This window comes from Streptomyces sp. NPDC050085 (genome assembly GCF_044460595.1).
Classification (GTDB): Bacteria; Actinomycetota; Actinomycetes; order Streptomycetales; family Streptomycetaceae; genus Streptomyces.
In genome coordinates this window covers 1-19,671 of the sequence record NZ_JBITJZ010000028.1, presented here as the reverse complement: position 1 = coordinate 19,671, position 19,671 = coordinate 1, and the positions used below count along the sequence as shown (strand labels likewise).

Here is a 19,671-nt window from a genome sequence, read left to right as displayed (position 1 = left end):
GGGCGGGGGGTCGGGGGCCCCCCCCCCCGCGGGGGGGGGGGCCGCCCCCCCCGGGGCGGGGCCCCCGTCCCGGGCTCTCAGCTCACGAGCCGCGCTTCGCGCCGAGCGCGGCGGTCAGCCGGCTGCGCAGCCGGGCCACCCGGTACATCAGGTTCAGATAGAGCGTGCGGCCGTCCCTGATCCCCTGCATGCGCAGCAGGGACAGGGCCAGCCACACCTTGTTCTCCTCGCCGTGGGCCGGGGAGCCGTGCACGTCGTCGTGGACCAGCAGGTCCAACTGCCGCACGTGGCGGCGCAGATGCGTCAGGTCCGCGGGCGGGATGACCTCGTCGCGCAGGCTCGCCACGTACGCCACCGGGATGTCGAGCGCCGCGAGCCGCTCCCCGGACAGCGCCCAGTCGGCCACCTCGTCCATGCCGGTCCCGGTCAGTTGGGCGAGCGTGTCGACGGTGACCTGGGGGAGTTCCTTGCGCCAGACGGTGTCGGTGAAGAACTCGCTGAGCGGAGCGCCCACCGTGGCGATGCCGCGCACCCGCTTGTCGTCCATCGCGCAGCGCAGCATCAGATGGCCGCTGAAGCTCATCGCGATGGCGTAGGTACGGGTCACGTCCGCCCGGCCGGCGACCGCGTCGATGACCGCGGAGAGGAACCCGGGGTCCCCGTCGTACGGCGCCTCGTTCTCGCCCACCTGCGGCAGCTCGGTGGCCACGGCGGCCATGCCCAGCTTCGCGAAGACGGGAAGGGCGGGGGCCCACTGTTCCTTGAGGGTGAGGTGTCCGCCCATGACGATCAGCAGGGGCTTGGGCTCGGTGTCGGACAGCCCGCTGGTCCAGCAGCCGACGTCGTGCCCCTGGTAGCGGACGTCGAGGCGGTGCACGTCCTTGCCCGGCCGCCACTTCTCGAACGAGGCCAGCGACTTCTCGTACGCCTCCTGCCGCTCGGGCGAGTCGACGAAGGGGAAGCGCGCCATCAGATAGCGGCGCCCGGCCTCGATGTGCTTGCCCTGCGCGGCGAGGCGGTCGCCCTCGGCGCACCACACCCCGGTCCAGGAGGAGGGGCCCGCACCGTCGTCCTGGATCCGGCCGACCAGCTTTCGGTACTCCGGTATCTCGAGACCGCGCGCGTGCACTTCGGCGAACTGCTTCAGCTCCGCGACGCTGTTGACGCTCACTCGTCCTCCTCGAAGTTCTCGAGGGCGTACTTGATCTCCGAGAGGACGTCCGCGGCCTCGGCGCCGTCGATGACCCGGTGGTCGAAGGTGAAGGACAGGTGCATCAGCGGGGCGATGGCCACGGCCGCGTCCCGGACGACGGGCCGCTCCGCGATGCGTCCCACGCCCAGCGTGACGGTCGTGCCGCCCACGGAGTGGAACGCATCGACGGGGCGATGGCCGAGGGAGGTCACCGCGAACGTCCCGAAGGCGTCGGCGCGTCGGGCCAGCGGCCGCACCCCGAGCCGGAACATCGCGCCGGCCAGCGGCCACGGCAGCTTCTGCAGCATGCGGGAGCCGGCGAACTCGGGCATCGTCTCCGGGTCGCCGTCGCGGAAGTGGTCCACCCGCTCCTGGATGTCGGCCAGCGACGCACGCTGCAGATCGGGCAGCACGGTGGACAGCACGATCCGCTGTCCGTGCACGGTCCGGTCCAGCGTGAACTTGCCGTTGACCGAGGGATAGCGGGCGACGCGCGGGAAGCGCCGGCCCCGTATCGCGGCATTGGCCTCCGGGTGGGCGGCCAGCACGCGCGCGGCGGCGTGCAGCACGTACGTCACCACCGAGTATTTGTGCTGGGTCTCCCGGTGGCGCACCACAGCGCTCATATCAATATCGGCCCCGAGGAAGACCGGTGAAATGGCGCGGATTTCACGGAGGAATTGCAGGGTGTGCCTGCGTTCTCGGGCGATGGGAGTGATATTCACCGGTCCACTGTGCCCGGGCGTGCTGGTGGATTCCTCGAAAGCTCCTCAAGTCCCTTGGATTAGCCGGACTTTAGAACCTGTGCAGAGCCTGGGCGGTGGCCGAACCGTGTTCTTTCAGTTCGAAATGGAGACGCATGATGCCGATCGGTACCAGTGCGGCGCCCGTCATCGACCGACCACCCCTGTTGAGCTGTGCCGGGGTGCACGAGGCCCGGCTCCGCGTGGCCGACCGGGTGCTGCAGACCCCGGTGGTGCGCAGCGACGACCTGGACCGCCTGGCCGGCGTACAGCTGTGGCTGAAGGCCGAGAACCTGCAGCGCGGCGGGTCCTTCAAGATGCGCGGCGCACTGCTCGCCATGGAGCGGCTCGTCTCCGTGGGCTGCAGCGGCGTCGTCGCGCAGAGCACCGGCAACCACGCGATCTCCGTGGCCCTGGCCGCCGCCGAGCACCGGCTGCCCGCGACCCTGGTGCTGCCGACCGACGCGGCACCGACCAAGGTGCGGCGGATCCGCGAGGCCGGTGCCGAGGTGCTGCAGGCGGGCACCACGCTGGCCGAGCGGATCGCCGTGGTCGAGGAGATCAAGTCCGCCCGCGGGTACGACGAGATCGACCCCTACCAGAACCCCGACGTCGTCGCAGGTCAGGGCACGGCCACCGCGGAGCTGCTGCACCAGGTGGAGGCCGTGGGCGGGCAGTTGGACGCCGTCGTGCTCCCGGTGGGCGGTGGCAGTGCGCTGGCCGGGGCCTGCCTCGCCACCGCAGGGCAGGGGATACGGGTGTACGGGGCCGAGCCGAGCGCCGTGCCCGCCCTCACCGCCGCGCTGCACGCCGGCGGGCCCGTCACCGTGCAGGCCGGTCCGACGATCGCCGACGGACTGCGCCCCGACCGCATCGGGCAGCTCCCCTTCGACCTCGTACGGGACACGGTCGCCGCGGTGGTGACGGTCGACGAGGACGCCATCGCGGAGGCGATGCGGCTCGCGCTCGTCCGGGCCCGGCTGCTGGTGGAACCCGCCGCCGCCACCGCTCTCGCCGCCGCACTGCGCATCGCGGCCGACGGCCGGCACCGCAACGTCGGCGTGCTGCTGTCGGGCGGCAACGTCGAGCCGGCCCTCGTGGCGCGGCTGCTCGGCGAATGCGCCTGAGACCGCGGGACAAGGGCGGCTTCAGAACGGCTTCCTAGCTTTGAGGATCACCGGACGGAAACGAGAGGGAACGACGATGCGTCTGCGCACAGCACTGAGAACGAAGGTGGTCGCACCGGCCGCCGCACTCCTGGCCTGCGTCGCCGCGGTCAGCTTCACGACCCTGCCCGCCAGCGCCGAACAGCACAAGCCGGGCAAGGAGTGCCGCAGCTTCCACTGGCGGGAGAAGATGCCGACGTACGACACCAACATGCCGCCCTCCGAGGACGTCCCGGCCGGGTTCCAGGCGAACTGGTTCGACCACGTCTACGACTGGAAGACCGGCGAGAAGGTGGGCACGGCCGTCGGCGCGATGAACATCATCTACGAGCGTCCGTCGGACGGTCACGACATCGAGTACCAGTGGGAGATGTTCCACCTCGCCGACGGCACGTTCGCGGCCGGCAGCTCCTTCGACCGTGCGGACGTGATCGCCGGCAACTGGATCACCCAGCCCGTGAACGGCGTCAGCGGCGCCTACAAGGGATGGAAGGGTACGTGGACCTGGCGTGCGCTCTTCGAAATCCCGGACACCGCGCCGGACTTCGAGGCCGTCATCAAGCTCTGCGGCTGATCCGTCTGCCCGGCCACCGGCCGGGCAGGAACAGCGCGGAATTAGGGGTGGATTTCAAGGAGTAGGGGATTGTTCGGGGTTACCCACTCCCTTCCTGCCTTTCTAGTCTTGGGGCATCCCGCATCGCGGGCCGGGATCCAGAAATCCACAGAAAGGGTCGGCATGACGGGGTCGACGACATTTGACGGGGAGTGGATACGCCGCTTCCATCCGTCCGACGAAGGCGCTTTACGGCTGGTCTGCTTCCCGCACGCAGGCGGTTCGGCGAGCTACTACTACGCCCTGTCGGAAGCCCTGGCGCCTGGCCTGGACATGATCGCCCTGCAGTATCCGGGGCGCCAGGACCGCAGGGCGGAAGGGTGCATCACCCGTCTGTCCGAGCTCGCCGACCACACGTACGCGGCGCTGCGCGGCGCCGAGGACGGCCGCCCCTACGTGTTCTTCGGGCACAGCATGGGCTCGGTCCTCGCCTTCGAGGTGGCCCGCCGCTACCAGGACGAGACGGGCACGCCGCCCAACTGGCTGCTCGCGTCCGGCTATCCGGCCCCGTCCCGGCTGCGCGGCGGCAGCGTCCACCGGCGCGACGACGCCGGGATCCTCGACGAACTGCGCACCGTGGGCGGCACCGACCCCCGCTGGCTGGACGACGCCGACCTGATGGCGTCCATCCTGCCGCCGGTCCGCGCCGACTACACCGCCATCGAGACCCACCCGCGCTCCGACGCCCGCCTGACCTGCCCGATCACCATGCTGACCGGGGACGCCGACCCGCACACCACGGTCGCCGAGGCCGAGGCCTGGGCCGACCACACCACCGGCGCCTTCGCCTGCCATGTCCTCAGCGGCGGTCACTTCTTCATCGACCAGCACGCCCAGGAGATCACCTCGATCATCTCCGACGCCGTGCAGGCCCTCTCCGCGGCCGTACCGGAAACCGTCCGCTAGGCCATCGGAGACTGGAGGAGCAAGCAGTGAGGTTCGAACTGCTGGGAACGCTGCGTCTGCTCGACGGGGAACGCTCCACCTTCATCAGCGCGCACAAACTCGAGCTGCTGCTCGCCACCCTGCTCATCCGCGCCGACCACGTCGTGACGACGGATCAGCTGATGGGTGAGATCTGGGGCGACCGGCTGCCCAAGCGGGCCACCGCGGGCCTGCACGTGTACGTGTCCGAACTGCGCAAGCTGCTGCACCGGGCCGGCCGCCCCGACGCCCCGATCGTGACGCGCTCGCCCGGGTACATGCTGCTGCTGCGCGACGACGAGGTCGACGCCGAGGTGTTCCTCGAACTCACCGAACGCGGCCGCGAGTTCATGCGGTCCGGCCAGTACGAGCAGGCACGCGCCGCCTTCGAGGAGGCGCTCGCGCTGTGGCGCGGCCCCGTCCTCGGCGACATCGGCCTCGGCCCCGTCGTCCGCAGCTTCGCGACGCGGCTGACCGAGACCCGCACCGACTGCATGGAAATGCTCGTCGACGCCCAGCTCAGGCTCGGCCGCCACCGCGAACTGGTGGGCCTGCTCTACACGTTGATCGCCGAGAATCCGCTGCGCGAGGCGTTCCACCGGCAGCTGATGCTCGCCCTGTACCGCTCGGAAAGGCAGGCAGACGCGCTCAAGGCCTACCAGAGTGCGCGCAAGACGCTCATCGATGAACTGGGGCTCGAACCCTGCGCCCCGCTCCAGGACCTCCACCGGGCCATCCTCCAGGCGGATCCCCGCGCTCTGGACCTCTGCGCCACGGCGGCGTAGCGGCACGAGGTTGGCCACCCCGATGAATCCGTGGACGACCACAAGGAGTTCGCCATGCCAACGAAGACCGCCGAACCCAACGCCCTGCTGGTCGGGACGCCCTACCAGTCGCGCGAGCACGAGATCGTCACGTTCGTCCAGGACCACCGCGAGACGTTCAAGCTCCGGGTGGAGAACCGCTACGACCATTTCGCGCCCACCGAGGAGTTCGTCCGCCGGGGCGACAGCGAGCTTCGCGTCTTCCGCTACGCCCAGCACACCTGGGTCGCCGAGTAGCGCGCAGCCCCATGTGACCGCCTGTCCGGATCAAGTCCCCGCGCGGGAGCGGTACTTCTGCACGGGGACTTTCGAGGTCTAGGGTCTGATTTCATGCCCCACGGGAAAGACGCGACACTCTGGGCCGTGAGCGACCTGCACGTCGCCTTCCCGGACAACCGGACGTTCGTCGAAGGGATGCGTCCGCGCTCCGAAGCCGACTGGCTCATCGTCGCCGGCGACTGCGCGGAGATGTCCCCGGACATCGAATGGACCCTGCGCACACTCAGCCGCCGCTACGCCAAAGTGCTGTGGACGCCCGGCAACCACGAGCTGTGGACCCCGCGCGAGGACCCCGTCCAGCTGCGCGGCGCGGAGCGCTACGCCCACCTGGTGGAGATGTGCCGCTCCCTCGGCGTCCTCACCCCGCAGGACCCCTATCCCGTATGGACGGGGGAGGGCGGTCCGGTCGTCGTGGCCCCGCTCTTCCTGCTGTACGACTACACCTTCCGCGTGCCCGAGGCGCGTACGAAGCAGGAGTCCCTGGACCGGGCCTACGAGACCGGCATCGTGTGCAGCGACGAGTTCATGCTGCACCCCGACCCGTATCCCACCCGCGAGGCGTGGTGTCTCGACCGGGTCAAGGAGACCGACAGCCGGCTGTCCGAGCTCGACCCGGAGCTGCCGCTCGTCCTCGCCAACCACTATCCGCTCACCCGGCAGCCCACGCGGATCCTGCGCTACCCGGAGTTCGCCCAGTGGTGCGGCACGGAACTGACGGCCGAGTGGCACGTCCGCTTCCCCGTCCGGGCGATGGTCTACGGACATCTGCACATCCCGCGCACCACCTGGTACGACGGCGTCCGCTTCGAGGAGGTCTCGGTGGGCTACCCGCGCGAGTGGCAGCGCCCGGGCCACCCGCCGGTCGGGCCGCGCCAGATCCTGCCGGTGCCGCGCTAGCAGGCAGGCGCTAAGGCCTGCTCGTCGTTGTCGGGGTGAGCGGGGTCAGCTGCAGCGGCAGGTCGCGGCGCGAGGTGATGTGGAGCTTGCGGTACACGCGCGTGAGGTGCTGCTCGACCGTGCTGACGGTGAGGTAGAGCTTCGCGGAGATCTCACGGTTCGTCAGACCCTGCGCGGCGAGCGTGGCGACCCGCTGCTCCGACGCGGTGAGCCGGGTCTCGCCGGACGCCGGACGCGGGGCCGCGGCCTCGGAGTCGTCGAGGCGTTCGAGCGTCCTGGCCGGCGACACCGGGAGGATGTCGTGCGCGAGCGCCGCGGCACCGCACTCCTGGGCCAGCTGCCACGCGGCCTCCAGGTGCGTGGCGCGCGCGGGGGTCTTCGGCGCGTGCAACTGCGCCAGATCGACCATGGTGCGCGCCGTCGCGAGCCGGTCCCCCGACTGCTGCAGCAGGCCGAGCGCCTGCGTCAGCAGCGCGGCACGCCGCTGCGGGACGGCGACCGAGAGCGCCTGGACGCGCAGCGCCTGGCCGTGCACCCACGGGTGTTGTGCGCCGGGCAGCGCGAGTTGGGCCTCCGCGAGGCGTGCCGCCTGGTCGCCGTGGCCGAGACGCAGCAGCGCCTCTGCCGCGTCGGTGCGCCAGGGCAGGTACGCGGGCTGGTCGATGTGCCACTCCTGCATCAGCCGGCCCACCTCGAGGAAGTCCGCGAGCGCGGGATGCGGCTGGCCGCTGGTCAGGTGGTGGTGCCCGCGCGCGTGCAGGAAGGCCAGGCCGTGCCGGGTGCGCAGCAGCGTGGGCGGCGGCGGTGCGTCCAGGTGCTGGGCCGCCTGGTTGTAGTGGCCCAGCGCGTCGTGGGCGCGTACGAGCACCGCGCGGGCGCTGTACGCGAACGGGGCGCGGCCGGTGCCGGACAGGGCGGCCAGCGCGCGCTCGGCGAACTCGACGGCCCCGGCCAGTTCGCCGGTGCGCAGCAGGGCCTGGGCGTGCAGTTCGGCGAAGGCCGCCTGCCAGCCGGGCGCCCGGCGGCGCTCGGCCTCGTCGAGCAGCCGTCGCGTCCAGGGCAGGGCGCGCTGCGGGCGGGCCGAGTGCGTCAGCGAGAACAGGGCCTGCCACACGGGCAGCAGCGTCGCCTCGGTGAGCCGGGCGGACCGCAGCAGGTGCTCGCTGGCCGGCACGGTGTCGCCGGTGGCCGCGCCGAGCGGCGGCAGCACGGGGGCACCGGCCGGGGCCGCCGACCGCGCCGACTCGGCGAGGTCGGCGCAGCGCCCCTGCGCCATGAGGAGTTGGGCCAGCGGCTGGGCCTGCGAAGGGTCGAGCCGGCCCTGCTGCCCGGCCAGCAGCAACGTATCGAGATGGACCTCGGCCGCGGCCGGGTCCAGGCGCCAGGAGACCTGGGCGAGGCGCAGGTCCACCGCGGTGCGCTGCGTGCCGTCGGGGCAGCAGCGGCGGGCGAGTTCGAGCAGGCGCAGCGCGCCGGCCGCGTCGTCCTCGGCCAGCAGGTCCTCGGCGGCGTCGCGCAGCGTCCGCAGATGCTCCGCGTCCGGGGCGGGCGCGGGCCCGCCGGCGGCCAGCAGATGCCCGGCGACCTCGCCGGCCGGGCAGCCGTCGGCCCGCAGCACCCGCGCGGCCCTGCGGTGCAGTTCGGCGCGGCGCTCGGTGCTCACGGCGGTGAGGATCGCCTCCTGCGCCACCGGGTGGCGGGGTCGGCCACCGGCCAGCAGGGCACCGGCCTCCAGGGAGGTGAGCGCCCGGCGGACGTCCTCCACCGGCAGGTCGAGCATCCGGGCGGCCCGCTCGGCGCTGGCGTGCGGGCCGAGCAGCGCGCACGCCTGGGCCACGCTCACCGTGCCGGGACCGCTGCGGTGCAGGCACGCCGCCACGGCCATCGCGTAGGGGCCGCCGGGCCGGGGTGCGGCCTGGGCCGCACCCGGGCACTCGTCGAGCAGGGCGCGCAGCAGCAGCGGGTTGCCGCCGCTGAGTTCGTAGAGGGGGCCGGCCAGGGTGCCGTGTCCGGCGGAGCGGGCCACGTCCGCGGCCGTCTCGCGGCTCAGCGGGCCGAGCGTGACACGGCAGAAGCCGGGCCTGCGCATGAGTTCGGTGAGGAACGCCGCCTGGGTCGGCTGCTCCTGCAGCGGCACGGCGACCACGATCAGGAGGCGGGCCCGGCCCACGTGCCGCGCCAGGTACTGGAGGTGGTCGAGGGACGCCTGATCGGCGTGGTGGGCGTCGTCGACGCAGATCACCACCGGTGCGTCGGAGCCCAGGGCGTCCACCGCGCGGCAGAAGTGCTGCATGTCCTCCACCCGGGCGGCCGCCACCGGTCGGGCGCCGTCGCCGGGCAGCAACTGCGGGCTGCGGTGCGTCAGTTGACGCAGCACGCTCAGGGGCGTCGAACGCTCGCCCGCGAAGCCGATGGCGCTGAGCACGACGGCGCCGACCGCCGTGGCGCGTTCGATGACCGTGTCGATGAGGCTGCTGCGACCGCAGCCGCTGGGACCCTCGACCAACAGGGTCCGGCAGATTCCCTCGGGGCCGTCGCCCACGAGGACCTCATCCACGGTTCCGGTGGCTTCTTCCCTCCACATGAGCGGCATGGCTCCCCCCGTCCGCAAGCGACCTGAACCCTTGAGCGAACAGAGTGATGAAGTCGGCTACAGGGGTGGTCGAGTAGGGACGGAGCATCGGCAGGAGGCGGACGCGCAGGGCTCGTTGCGGACCAGGCCCGCGTCGCGCAGTTCACCGATCCAGATGTCGAGATCGGCGCGCGTGTTCTCCACGTCCGTGTCCCACAGCGCGGCGAGCCGGTGCGCGGCCGCGGACACGTCCCCGTCGCCGTGCCGCAGCGCGATCCACATCGCGGTGCAGACGGGGGAGCAGCGGAAGTGCTGGTGCGGACGGTCCGTCACCATGTGCAGGTGCCCCTCCGGGTCCACGCGGACACGGATCTCGGACACCGGACGCACATGCACAGACGCCTCCAAGCCGTAGGTGCCCGGTAGAGCTTTGGCAGGACCTTGCCTCAATCGTGATCCCGGACGGGCGCGCGGGGCAAGGGTGAACAACCCCTACGCACGGGTTCTGGCACAGGTGAGGGGTGGGGCGCCCGCGCTGTAGTGCTGCTCGAACGGTCCTTGACCCGGGGCCCCCATGCTGGGCCCGGCACCCGGGTGGGTGCCGTGAGGACGGGAGGTCCGGTCATGGCCCAGACGCCGTACGACGCCGTGAGCGAGACGCTGGCGTCCCTGCTCGCCGACCGGACCGTGCAGGAACGCAACAAGGAACTGGCCCGCGCGCTGGTCGCCGACGCCTACCACGCACCGGTCCCCGAGGCCGTGGTCGCCGAGGGCGACCGCGTGATGGTGCGGGTCACCCTCACCACCGGCCGGGCGTCCCGCAGCCTGATCGCCGAGTTCCGCTTCGACGCGGCCGGCGAAGTGACCGAGTACCGCGACTTCCTGGTCCCGGACGGGGCCCGCGCCTCGGCGACCACGGCCGCCTGAGCAGGACCCCTGCCCCGCCGCGCGGTGTCAACTCCCGCGCGGACCTGCTGACATGATGCGCAGCGCCAGGTAGGCGCGCACCCTGCGGGCGAACCGCACCGGCGCTGCCGTGCGCGCTGCGCCGTGCGCACGGTGTCGACGCGGCCACCCGATGTCGTCGTCGTCGGACCTGACGGGCCTGGCGAGCGGCAGTGGCCGCGCGGCGGCGGACCGGGAAATGTCGGCCTCCGGCGGGGGTGTAGGCATCGGATGATTCACGGCGACTCCTGGACGAGGACGCACGTTCGGCATGATCGCTTGAGATCCTGCCCTGAATCCCTGGAGGGTCGCTCGAGAGTCGCCGGGGCCCCGGGAGAGCGCGGCCGGAGCCCGCTGCACGGTCCCTGGCAAACGTTTGCCCGGCTGTTGCCAGAGCTCTACGCTCGGTGCTTCGGTAGCAGGGTTCGGCGTCACTGCGACCACTCCCGTACCGGTCCGCGTCCACCCGACCATCGCACTGCCCTCCTGGAAGTGGCCTGATGCTGCGTCAACCCGCGTTCGGAAGCCGCCTGAAGAAGTTCCGCCTGGCCAGAGGCCTTTCGCAGACCGCGCTCGCCGGAGACGGCATCTCCACGGGCTACCTCTCCCGTCTGGAGTCCGGCAACCGACAGCCCACCGAGCGGGCGGTCGGCTACCTCGCCGAGCGCCTCGGCATCGACCCCTCCGAATTCGAGGAGCCCGCGTCCGGCTCCCTCGCGCACGCGCTCACCCTTGCCACCTCCACCGGCTCGGACACCGCGATCGACACGCTGCGCGCCGCGTACGCGGCCGAGGCCCACGAGTCGCCCGTGCTGCGCTGGCAGGCGCTGTGGCTGCTGGCCCGCTCCCGCAAACTGGAGGGCGACCACGCCGGTGAGCGCACGCACCTGACGGAACTGGTCCGCCTCGGCGACGAGGTGGCGCTGCCCGAACTGCGGGTGCGCGGTCTGACCAGCCTCGCCCGTTGTCTGCGGTCCCTCGGCGAGATCCCCGACGCGCTGCAGGCGAGCCAGACCGCGCACCAACTCGCCTCCGAGGCGGGGGTGAGCGTGGAGGACCGGGCGGGGGTGCTGCTCGCGCTCGTGTCCGTGGAGGCGGAGGCGGGCCGGCTGCCCGATGCGCGCGCCCACGCCGACGAGTTGACGGCGCTGGTCGAGGGCCGCACCGACGCCCTGTGGGCGGAGGCGAACTGGACGGCGGCCGCCGTCCGCATGCGGCAGGGCGACCACGCGGGTGCGCAGGAGTGCCTCGAGCTGGCTCTTGCGGGATTCCCCAGCTCCGAGGACCTGACGCTGTGGGTGCGGCTGCGGCTCGCGGCCGGCCGGCTGCACCTGCAGAAGCTGCCGGCGCAACCGGAGAAGGCCGAGGAGTGCATCACGCAGGCCTCCGCGGCGCTCGTCTTCGTGGAGACCACGACCCTGCGCCAGGAACTCACCGCGCTCAAGGCCGACTTGGCGTTCCTGACGGGCCGCTACGACGAGGCCCGTGAGCTGCTCGGCTCGCTCGACAGGGGCGAGCTGATGATGACGTACCGGGACCGGGTCAGGCTCGACATCCTCGGCCACCAACTGCGGGTCCTGGCCGGCGACGAGAGCGGTGTCCAAGGGCTGCGGGACCTCGCCGAAGAGGCCCAGCGCAGTGCCAACGTCGACCTTGCCGCGGAGATCTGGCGCATCCTCGCCGAGGCGCTGGTCCAGCTCCGCGCGCCTTCTCCCCAGGCCGCGCCTCATGAGGACCGCACCCCCGACCACGCCTGAGCGGTCGTCGTCCCCGGGGACGGTTCGGCGGACGGTGCGGACGGTGCGGACAGCGCGGCCAGTGCGGCGAGCAGGTCCTCGCACAGGGCGTCCGCCGACTTCTGTGCCACGGCTCCGCGGTGGTACGACGCGATGAGGCCGAGCCCCGCCAACTGCCCTGCGGCGTCGTGCCGTTCGGTCAGCGTCAAGGACAGGGCCGCGCACTGCGCCGCGTGGACCGGCTGCTGCGGGGTGATCGCCAGGCCGCCCGCGTGCAGGGTCCCGGTGACGTCCTGAAGGATCGTCAGGGCGAGGCCGCCGGGGGCCGCGAGCGGTGCGTCGGGCCTTCGATACGCCTCCAAGTGAGCGGCCTTGGTCCGCGACAGGAGCTCGGCGAACCCGGGTTGACCTGCGGTGTCGACGGTCAGGGCGAGGATGCGGCTGTGCGGGGCGACCGCGTCGCGCAATGCGGCGTCGTGCCGGGCCGGTACCGGAGCGGCCACGGTGACCGGGCCCGCTGCGCCGCGGTCCGCGACGAGTTGGGCCAGTGCGGCGTGCACGAGCATGAACAGGCTGACGTGGTGCTCGCTCGCGCAGTGGGCGAGCTGTCGATGGGCCGAGGCGGGCAACTCGTAGGCAAGGACGCGCCGTTCGTCGTGGCGCTCGTGCGGTGTGCTGCCCGGCAGTGCGGTGGGTTCCTGGTCTCCGTCCAGTACGCGGGGTGCGGTCTCGGGGGTGCAGGGGGAGCGGTGCGGGAGGTTGCCGGTGACGCGCGCCTGGTAGGCGCGGGCCAGTTCGGAGGCGAGCGGCCAGACCGACCAGGGGTCGACCACGTCCGCGGGCAGGGCCAGTTCGAGGAGCCGGTCGTCGGGGCCGAGCGTGCACAAGCGCGTTCCGACGTTGCCCAGACGGCTGTTGCGCAGGGCCTCGTGACGTTGTCCCAGGTCGGCCAGGGCGTGGTCCAACGCCGTCTCGTCCAGGGGGCCTTGGAGGCGTAAGGGGAGGACCGTGCCGTGTCCCGGGCGCAACCGGGGCCCGGTCGCGGTCGGCACCGGATCGCCGAGCAGGGCGGCCAGCCGGGCCGGCGTCGGTGCGGCGCGCACGTCGTCGAGGCCTGGGCCGAGGCCGGGGTCGGGTCCTGGGTCGGGCCCCGGACCGGTTGCGAACAACTGCCGTATGCGCACGAGGAGTTGGGCCGCGGCATCGGTGGAGCCCCCCAACCGGAAGAAGTCGCTGTCCGCGTCGACCGCGCCGCGTGGCAAGCCGAGCGCCTCCGCGAACAAGTCCCGCACGATCTCCTGGACCGGGGTGCCCGGCTGGGCGCCGGGGTGCGGCTCGGCCGGGAGCGTCGTATGGGCGAGTGGGAATGCGAGGCCCGTGTGGCGTTGATCGGCGGGGGAGTGGGCGGGTGCGAGGGCGGTCGCTTCCTGGCGCGGTACGAGATCGAAGAGGGACATCGCAGCTGACTCCTAAGGGTTTCTGGGCTTCTGGGCTTCTGGGTTCCTGGCCCGACGCGGGGTGACTGATCAGACGGCGGCGGTGGTGGGGGCGGTGGGCCAGCCGATGTCGCCGTTGGTGGAGGCCTGGGTGGCGGTGGGCCAGCCGATGTCGCCGTTGGTGGAGGCCTGGGTGGCGGTGGGCCAGCCGATGTCGCCGTTGGCGGAGGCGGTGGTGACCGTGGCGGTGGGGGCGGTGGGCCAGCCGATGTCGCCGTTGGTGGAGGCCTGGGTGGCGGTGGCGGTGGGCCAGCCGATGTCGCCGTTGGTGGAGGCCTGGGTGGCGGTGGCGGTGGGCCAGCCGATGTCGCCGTTGGCGGAGGCGGTGGTGACCGTGGCGGTGGGGGCGGTGGGCCAGCCGATGTCGTCCGCGGAGCTGACCCCGCCGGCGGTGAAGACGGCGGCGGCGGTGGCGGCGGCGACGACCAGGACTCGGGCGAGAACCTTCATGACTGACTCCTCTGTGACAAGTTTTGTCTGGGGGGCGAGCAACTTCTTGCCATGAGATTGGCGGACCCACCTCGAAATACGTTCGAGATGTGCTCAAGATTTGGTGGAGACAGGCAAATCGAGCGGGCAACACCTGGCAATCAGACGCCGATTCTCCTCATCAAACGCCCTTTGACCTGCGGTGATTGACTGACCCCCGGGTTTGCCAGATTTGGCAACGCCTGGCAACTCCCCTGTGGGAAAAGGGCGGGGGCGTTGGCAAAGCCGAGGTCCGGGCCCCGTAACTAGAGCGCCTCTGGAGCGCACATTGCCAAGACCCTTCATTCATAGGCAATGTATTGCCAAGAAGGTTGGCAATGATTGGCAAGGGAGGACTGGTCATGAAGGACTCGGCAGGCATCCGGCAGGACATGATCCACCTGAACACGGCAGGTCAGGGCCGTTTGTCCGCCGAGGTGCAGACGGTTTTGACAAAGTGCGTGCGCCTGGCCGACCGCTACGGCCCGCACGAGCTCGAGGAGCACGTCGAGGACGTCGTGCACGCCGAGATCCACGACCGTCTGGCCACGTTGCTCAACGCCCCGCAGGGACACACCGAGTTGTTCACCGCGGGCGCCGCGGCGTTCGAAGCCCTGGTCGGAGGCCTCGCCCCCGCCCGGGGAGAGCGGATCTGGACCACGCCCTACGAGAGCGCGGCCCACTTGGCAACGCTGCAGTCCCTGCGGGACCGCACCCGCTGCCGCATCGAGGTCGTGCCGCTGCGGGCCGACGGCGATCTGGACCTGGAGTGGATGGCCGACCACATCGACAACGACGTGGCCCTGGTCTCCGTCGCCCACGTCCCCGCGACGCGCGGCATCACCCACCCCGTCGAGGACATCGGCCGCATCCTGGCGCCGTACCGCTGCCTGTACGCCGTCGACGCCGCGTACTCGGTGGGCCAACTGCCGCTCGACGTCGGCCGGATCGGCTGCCATCTGCTGACCGGCGACGGGTGGCGGTTCCTGCGCGGGCCCCGCGAGGTCGGCTTCGCCTACGTCGCGCCGCGCCTGCGGGCCGAGCCGACGCTGCCGGCGGACCCGTTCCTCGAGCCCGCACCGTTCCCCGCCACGGCGGACGTCGTGGCGCTGAACGCGGCCCTGGCCCAGCACACCCCGGACCGTTTCGAGCGCGTCCAGAAGCTGATGCCCGCGCTGCTCGCCGCCGTCGAGGCGGTGCCGGGCACCCGGTTGCTCACCCCGGGCCGGCAGCAGTCGTCGATCGTCGCCTTCGAGCACCCGAAGCTGCCCGCGGCCCTCATCCGGCACCGCCTCGCGGAGCAGGGCGTGGTGGTCGCCAAGACGGTCGCCGAGGAGACGCCGCTGCTCGCACGGGAGGGCAGCGTCACCACCACGCTGCGCGCCTCGCTCCACGAGGACAACTCCGAGGACGGCATCGGCAGGTTCGCGCAGGCCCTCAGCGGGGTCGTCGGACAGCAGCGCTCGTGCCGCCTGCCCCGCCTGAAGGACCGCCGGCACCTCGCGGCGGTCCCGGCCCCGGCCTCGGCCGCCGTCATCGAGGACACGCCGACCCGCCGCATCTGCGGCCGGAAGCGCAACGCGCAGGAAGCCGGCTGACGTCCGGGCACTCCTGCACTGACGTGCCGTCAGGGGTGCGAGCGCTTCTGTGCCGGGGCCCTAGCAGGCAGCGCTGTACTGACGCCCCGCAGGTGCCGTCGCGCAGAAAGAGGTGCCCATGTCAGCAGCACCCGCAGTGTCCGTGGCCTCCGCAGCTTCCGGAGCGTCCGCAACGTCCGCAGCTTCCGCGCAGGACAGGCTCGACGCCGTCTACGCCGAGGTCGTGCGCCGCAGTCCCGCGGAGCCGGAGTTCCACCAGGCCGCGAGGGAAGTCCTCGACTCGCTCGCGCCGGTGCTGGCCGCCCGCCCCGATCTGGCCGACGCGGCGCTGGTCGAGCGGATCTGCGAGCCCGAGCGGCAGGTGCTGTTCCGGGTGCCGTGGCAGGACGACGCCGGCCGCATCCACGTCAACCGCGGCTTCCGCGTGGAGTTCAACAGCGCGCTCGGCCCGTACAAGGGAGGCCTGCGTTTCCACCCGTCGGTCAACCTCGGCATCGTCAAGTTCCTGGGCTTCGAGCAGATCTTCAAGAACGCCCTGACCGGCCTCGGCATCGGAGGCGGCAAGGGCGGCAGCGACTTCGACCCGCACGGCCGCTCCGACGCGGAGGTCATGCGGTTCTGCCAGTCGTTCATGACGGAGCTGCACCGCCACATCGGCGAGAGCACCGACGTGCCCGCCGGTGACATCGGCGTCGGCGGCCGCGAGATCGGTTACCTCTTCGGCCAGTACCGGCGGATCACCAACCGCTGGGAGGCCGGTGTCCTCACTGGCAAGGGCCTGACCTGGGGCGGCTCGGCGGGTCGCACCGAGGCCACCGGGTACGGCAACGTCCTGTTCGCCGCCGAGATGCTGCGCGTACGCGGTGAGGACCTGCCAGGACAGCAGGTGCTGGTGTCCGGCTCGGGCAACGTCGCCATCTACACCATCGAGAAGCTCCACGCCCTGGGCGCGCGGGCCGTGACGGTCTCCGACTCGGGCGGCTACGTCGTCGACGACAAGGGCATCGACCTCGACCTGCTCAAGCAGATCAAGGAAGTCGAGCGGGGCCGCGTGCAGGACTACGCCGAGCGCCGCGGTACGTCGGCCACGTACGTGGCGGGCGGCAACGTGTGGGAGGTCCCGGCCGATGTCGCGCTGCCGTCTGCGACGCAGAACGAGCTGGACACGGCCGACGCACTGGCGCTGGTGCGAGGCGGCGTCAAGGCCGTGTCGGAGGGGGCGAACATGCCGGTGACCCCGTCCGCGGTCAAGGTGCTGCAGGACGCGGGCGTCGCCTTCGGCCCGGGCAAGGCGGCCAACGCCGGCGGGGTCGCGGTCAGCGCCCTGGAGATGAGGCAGAACAGCGGCCGCGACTCCTGGTCGCGCGAGCGCGTGGAGAGCGAACTGACCACCGTCATGCGGGACATCCACGCCGTGTGCCTGGAGACGGCCGAACGCTACGGCGCCCCCGGTGACTACGTCGCGGGCGCCAACATCGCCGGCTTCGAGCGCGTCGCGGAGGCGATGCTCGCCCAGGGCCTGGTCTGAGCAGCGCGGTCGCCCACGGACCTGGCACAATCCGACTGTGCCGGATGTGAACGACGAGGGGCGTGGATACGCCGAGGCGGAGTCATGAGCGACTTCGAGGCGATCGACGCGCTGCTCGCGTCCGTGACCGACCAGGCGGAGCTGCCCGAGCCCGACGTGCGCCGTGAACTGCGCGAGCAGGCCGGTCTCTCCAAGGCGCAGGTGGCCCGCGCCCTCGGGGTGAGCCCGTCGACGCTGGGCGCGTGGGAGACGGGCCGCGACCCGGTCGGCGAGGTCCGGTCCAAGTACGCGTACTTCCTCGACGGCCTCGCGGCCCGGTTCGCCGAACCGGAACCGGAGCCCGAGCCGGAGCCCGTACCGCAGGCGGAAGAGCCCGCGCCCGGCCCCGACGGGGATCTCGATCCCGCCGACGACGTCGTGGAGCTGGCCACCCCCGAACCCTGTGTGCTGTGCGGCCACCCGGCCGCGCAGCGCGTCGCCGGGTTCGCCCAGCACCTGGACGCGACCGAGTGCCGGGCCGCCGCACCCGCTCCCGCGCCCGCACCTGCTCCCGCGCCGCCGAAGGAAGCCGAGCGCAGGAGCCCGCAGAAGCCTCAGAACCAGCAGAAGCACCAGCAGAAGCCGCCGACCCGCCGCGCCTTCCAGCCCTCGAACGAGCCGGTCGACGCCATCGGCCGCGCCGTCCAGGCCGCACTCGCCGCCCACGAGGGCGACATGGAGGCGGCGACCGCGGCGCTGGTGAAGAAGGCGATCCCGGACGCGATGGCGCTGCTCGACGAGACCCGCAAGGGCGGCCGCTACGACGTCATCGCGCACCCCTGGATGCCGGACGTCCTCAAGAAGCAGTCCTCCCGCGGCGCCGACCACATCTGGGAGGCCCGCCCCAAGTGGACCCGGGACCAACTGCCGCCCGGCGAGCACGAGGTGACCGCGCTCGACATCAACGGCGCCTATCTGTCCGCCCTCAAGACGCACCTGCCGATCGGCCAGCTGGAACACTCCACCGGCTTCGACCACGACCGCCGCAGGGCCGGCGTCCATCTGATCACCCCGCCCCACTGGGCTCACGAGGACGTCCTGCCGAACCCGCTCGGCCAGCGCGACGAGCCGGGTCCGCTGTGGGTCACCGAGCCGACGCTGCGCCTGTTGCTGCGCCTGTCGGGTCCCAAGTACGGGCTGTGCGACCCGCCCGAGATCCACGAGTCGTACACCTCGGGCGCCACCGAGAACCTCCTGGAGAAGTTCCGCGCCGCGCTCAAGGACGCCCGTGACCGGGCGCTCGAGGACGGCGACGAGGTGACGCTGGAGTACGTGAAGGCGATGTACTCCAAGTTCGTCTCCACGATGGGCGAGTCGAACTACAACCGGGAGCTGTACCGCCCCGACTGGATGCACCTGATCCGCTCGCAGGCCTTCGCCAACCTCTGGATGAAGGCGCTCAAGGCCCACGAGGAGGGCCTGATGGTGGTGCGCGCGATGGGCACCGACGAGCTCCACGTCATCGGCGACTGGCGCCGGGTCTTCCCCGAGGGCCGCGCGGTGACGGAGGTCAAGGTCAAGGACGTCTACCTCGCGGGCGCGGCCGCCCCCGACGCCCCGGTCGACGCGGACGAGGGCCAGCACGAGGACGAGCACGAGGACGGGGACGAGTAAATGCCGCAGCGCACCAACGAGTTCGGCAAGTTCGGCGCCCAGGGCCTCAAGGGGTACGAGGCCGCGGCGCGGCAGCTCGACGCGATCGCCGGGTTCATCGCCAGCCCGGTCACCAGCCGCCGTGGCATGCTCGCCCGCCTGCACTACCTCACCCGCACGTCGCACGCCCGGGCCGCCGCCCGCGAGGCGGGCCTCACCGTCACCGACCGCACCCTCAAGCGCTGGGCCGACGGCAGGGCCACCCCCTCGAAGAAGAGTCTCGCCCAGCTCGACACCGCCTATCGCCGGGTGCGCCGCCAGAACGTCGCCCGCCACCTGGTCCAGCGACTCAACCGCCAGGGCCGCGGCACCCGCGTCGAGTTCCACCCGCTCAACCAGTCGCAGGTCGCCCGCCCCCTGCAGCGCGACGTCTCCTTCCGCACCCTGAACGTGCGTCGCTGGGAGCGGATGGTCGACGCCTGGGTGGCCGACGACGACGAGGCGATGGACTCGGCCTGGTTCGACGACATCACCGCCGACCTCGGCTCGGACTACGGCGCGTACGAGTACGTGATGAACATCGGGTTCGCCGCCTGACACCTCGGCACCCCTGGCACCCCTGGCACCCCGCCCCCGGCGCTCCGGCGTGCCTTTACGACGTATCGGACTTTGAGTCGCTTGCGTCGCTGTCGGCCGGGTGCGTGCGGGCGCGGCCGGGGTTCGCCCCTGATCCGGTCCAGGGTGGCTCAAGGCGCCGTCCACCCTCGCTGGTGAGGCTGGAGCAATACTTCCGTGGTGGCGCGGCGCGACAACCGCGACGCCTTTGTACGGCTCGCACCACAACGGCTCGCACCACAACGGCTTGCGCCACTACGCGTCGGACCCACGGCGTCGTGCGTCTCTTGCGGCCGACCCCCTCCACCCCGCCGGCGGTCGTCGGGACGGCCCTCCCACATCGGCATCGGATTTGTGAGGACTCACGTGAGCACTGCTGCCAACGGCAAACCCGTCGTACTCATCGCTGAAGAGCTGTCTCCCGCGACGGTCGACGCCCTGGG

The 19,671-nt window shown here is 71.9% G+C and carries 18 protein-coding genes; 12 read left to right on the top strand and 6 right to left on the bottom strand.

Annotated features, from left to right (window positions below):
- Positions 1-82: 82 nt before the first annotated feature.
- Positions 83-1,171, bottom strand: a complete 1,089-nt coding sequence (locus ACIBUY_RS42000) for an alpha/beta hydrolase (protein WP_365580214.1) — start codon at positions 1,169-1,171, stop codon at positions 83-85.
- Positions 1,168-1,818, bottom strand: coding sequence for a 2-oxo acid dehydrogenase subunit E2 (locus ACIBUY_RS41995; RefSeq protein ID WP_365580217.1), 651 nt, complete (start codon positions 1,816-1,818; stop codon positions 1,168-1,170). The genes ACIBUY_RS42000 and ACIBUY_RS41995 overlap by 4 nt, the downstream gene beginning before the upstream one ends.
- Before the next feature lie 233 nt (positions 1,819-2,051).
- Between ACIBUY_RS41995 and ACIBUY_RS41990 the strand changes: the two genes are divergently transcribed.
- From ACIBUY_RS41990 to ACIBUY_RS41965, 6 genes are all read left to right on the top strand, one after another.
- Entirely contained in the window at positions 2,052-3,062 is a 1,011-nt protein-coding gene (locus tag ACIBUY_RS41990; protein WP_365580220.1) for a pyridoxal-phosphate dependent enzyme, read from the top strand.
- A 76-nt stretch (positions 3,063-3,138) separates the two neighbouring features.
- Positions 3,139-3,675 carry a hypothetical protein gene (locus ACIBUY_RS41985; RefSeq protein WP_399155496.1) on the top strand — a complete coding sequence of 179 codons (537 nt, stop codon included), beginning with the start codon at positions 3,139-3,141 and terminating at the stop codon, positions 3,673-3,675.
- 162 nt (positions 3,676-3,837) lie between these two features.
- Positions 3,838-4,620, top strand: coding sequence for an alpha/beta fold hydrolase (locus tag ACIBUY_RS41980; RefSeq protein ID WP_365580226.1), 783 nt, complete (start codon positions 3,838-3,840; stop codon positions 4,618-4,620).
- A gap of 26 nt (positions 4,621-4,646) precedes the next feature.
- Entirely contained in the window at positions 4,647-5,423 is a 777-nt protein-coding gene (locus ACIBUY_RS41975; RefSeq protein WP_365580229.1) for an AfsR/SARP family transcriptional regulator, read from the top strand.
- Between the two features lie 54 nt (positions 5,424-5,477).
- Positions 5,478-5,699, top strand: coding sequence for a DUF5988 family protein (locus tag ACIBUY_RS41970; RefSeq protein WP_365580232.1), 222 nt, complete (start codon positions 5,478-5,480; stop codon positions 5,697-5,699).
- 93 nt (positions 5,700-5,792) lie between these two features.
- Complete coding sequence (locus ACIBUY_RS41965; RefSeq protein WP_365580235.1) at positions 5,793-6,638, top strand: metallophosphoesterase; 846 nt, start codon at positions 5,793-5,795, stop codon at positions 6,636-6,638.
- Positions 6,639-6,648: 10 nt separating this feature from the next.
- Here ACIBUY_RS41965 and ACIBUY_RS41960 read toward each other — a convergent pair whose 3' ends face one another.
- Positions 6,649-9,222, bottom strand: coding sequence for an AAA family ATPase (locus tag ACIBUY_RS41960; RefSeq protein ID WP_399155495.1), 2,574 nt, complete (start codon positions 9,220-9,222; stop codon positions 6,649-6,651).
- Positions 9,223-9,288: 66 nt separating this feature from the next.
- Positions 9,289-9,591 (bottom strand): PqqD family peptide modification chaperone, encoded by a 303-nt coding sequence (locus ACIBUY_RS41955; RefSeq protein WP_365580241.1) that lies wholly within the window; start codon positions 9,589-9,591, stop codon positions 9,289-9,291.
- Between the two features lie 243 nt (positions 9,592-9,834).
- Here ACIBUY_RS41955 and ACIBUY_RS41950 point away from each other — a divergent pair, with 243 nt between their 5' ends.
- Positions 9,835-10,137: a hypothetical protein gene (locus tag ACIBUY_RS41950; protein WP_365580244.1), complete on the top strand. Its 303-nt coding sequence runs from the start codon at positions 9,835-9,837 to the stop codon at positions 10,135-10,137.
- 518 nt (positions 10,138-10,655) lie between these two features.
- Entirely contained in the window at positions 10,656-11,912 is a 1,257-nt protein-coding gene (locus tag ACIBUY_RS41945) for a helix-turn-helix transcriptional regulator (RefSeq protein WP_365580247.1), read from the top strand.
- Here the strand turns inward: ACIBUY_RS41945 and ACIBUY_RS41940 are convergent.
- Both ACIBUY_RS41940 and ACIBUY_RS41935 read right to left on the bottom strand, forming a co-directional pair.
- Positions 11,882-13,348, bottom strand: coding sequence for a phosphopantetheine-binding protein (locus tag ACIBUY_RS41940; protein ID WP_365580250.1), 1,467 nt, complete (start codon positions 13,346-13,348; stop codon positions 11,882-11,884). The two genes, ACIBUY_RS41945 and ACIBUY_RS41940, sit on opposite strands and share 31 nt — an antisense overlap.
- A gap of 69 nt (positions 13,349-13,417) precedes the next feature.
- Positions 13,418-13,837, bottom strand: coding sequence for a hypothetical protein (locus ACIBUY_RS41935; protein ID WP_399155494.1), 420 nt, complete (start codon positions 13,835-13,837; stop codon positions 13,418-13,420).
- A gap of 380 nt (positions 13,838-14,217) precedes the next feature.
- On the opposite strand from ACIBUY_RS41935, the gene ACIBUY_RS41930 reads away from it, so the two are divergent.
- From ACIBUY_RS41930 to ACIBUY_RS41915, 4 genes are all read left to right on the top strand, one after another.
- A complete protein-coding gene (locus tag ACIBUY_RS41930; RefSeq protein WP_399155493.1) occupies positions 14,218-15,453 on the top strand; it encodes an aminotransferase class V-fold PLP-dependent enzyme in 1,236 nt (411 codons plus the stop codon).
- A gap of 118 nt (positions 15,454-15,571) precedes the next feature.
- The gene (gene gdhA / locus ACIBUY_RS41925) at positions 15,572-16,981 is read left to right on the top strand and encodes an NADP-specific glutamate dehydrogenase (RefSeq protein ID WP_365580259.1); all 1,410 of its coding nucleotides are present in this window, start codon (positions 15,572-15,574) and stop codon (positions 16,979-16,981) included.
- Between the two features lie 84 nt (positions 16,982-17,065).
- Positions 17,066-18,634: a helix-turn-helix domain-containing protein gene (locus ACIBUY_RS41920; protein ID WP_399155492.1), complete on the top strand. Its 1,569-nt coding sequence runs from the start codon at positions 17,066-17,068 to the stop codon at positions 18,632-18,634.
- Complete coding sequence (locus tag ACIBUY_RS41915; RefSeq protein WP_365580265.1) at positions 18,635-19,210, top strand: transcriptional regulator; 576 nt, start codon at positions 18,635-18,637, stop codon at positions 19,208-19,210.
- The last annotated feature ends 461 nt before the right edge of the window (positions 19,211-19,671 follow it).

Bases quoted from the DNA above. Each gene is read 5' to 3' on its own strand.
- ACIBUY_RS41945 (WP_365580247.1), top strand. From the start codon at position 10,656: ATGCTGCGTCAACCCGCGTTCGGAAGCCGCCTGAAGAAGTTCCGCCTG.
- ACIBUY_RS41970 (WP_365580232.1), top strand. From the start codon at position 5,478: ATGCCAACGAAGACCGCCGAACCCAACGCCCTGCTGGTCGGGACGCCC.
- ACIBUY_RS41935 (WP_399155494.1), bottom strand. From the start codon at position 13,837: ATGAAGGTTCTCGCCCGAGTCCTGGTCGTCGCCGCCGCCACCGCCGCC.
- ACIBUY_RS41950 (WP_365580244.1), top strand. From the start codon at position 9,835: ATGGCCCAGACGCCGTACGACGCCGTGAGCGAGACGCTGGCGTCCCTG.
- ACIBUY_RS41915 (WP_365580265.1), top strand. From the start codon at position 18,635: ATGCCGCAGCGCACCAACGAGTTCGGCAAGTTCGGCGCCCAGGGCCTC.
- ACIBUY_RS41940 (WP_365580250.1), bottom strand. From the start codon at position 13,348: ATGTCCCTCTTCGATCTCGTACCGCGCCAGGAAGCGACCGCCCTCGCA.
- ACIBUY_RS41930 (WP_399155493.1), top strand. From the start codon at position 14,218: ATGAAGGACTCGGCAGGCATCCGGCAGGACATGATCCACCTGAACACG.
- ACIBUY_RS41965 (WP_365580235.1), top strand. From the start codon at position 5,793: ATGCCCCACGGGAAAGACGCGACACTCTGGGCCGTGAGCGACCTGCAC.
- ACIBUY_RS41920 (WP_399155492.1), top strand. From the start codon at position 17,066: ATGAGCGACTTCGAGGCGATCGACGCGCTGCTCGCGTCCGTGACCGAC.
- gdhA (WP_365580259.1), top strand. From the start codon at position 15,572: ATGTCAGCAGCACCCGCAGTGTCCGTGGCCTCCGCAGCTTCCGGAGCG.
- ACIBUY_RS41960 (WP_399155495.1), bottom strand. From the start codon at position 9,222: ATGTGGAGGGAAGAAGCCACCGGAACCGTGGATGAGGTCCTCGTGGGC.
- ACIBUY_RS41990 (WP_365580220.1), top strand. From the start codon at position 2,052: ATGATGCCGATCGGTACCAGTGCGGCGCCCGTCATCGACCGACCACCC.
- ACIBUY_RS41995 (WP_365580217.1), bottom strand. From the start codon at position 1,818: ATGAGCGCTGTGGTGCGCCACCGGGAGACCCAGCACAAATACTCGGTG.
- ACIBUY_RS41980 (WP_365580226.1), top strand. From the start codon at position 3,838: ATGACGGGGTCGACGACATTTGACGGGGAGTGGATACGCCGCTTCCAT.
- ACIBUY_RS41985 (WP_399155496.1), top strand. From the start codon at position 3,139: ATGCGTCTGCGCACAGCACTGAGAACGAAGGTGGTCGCACCGGCCGCC.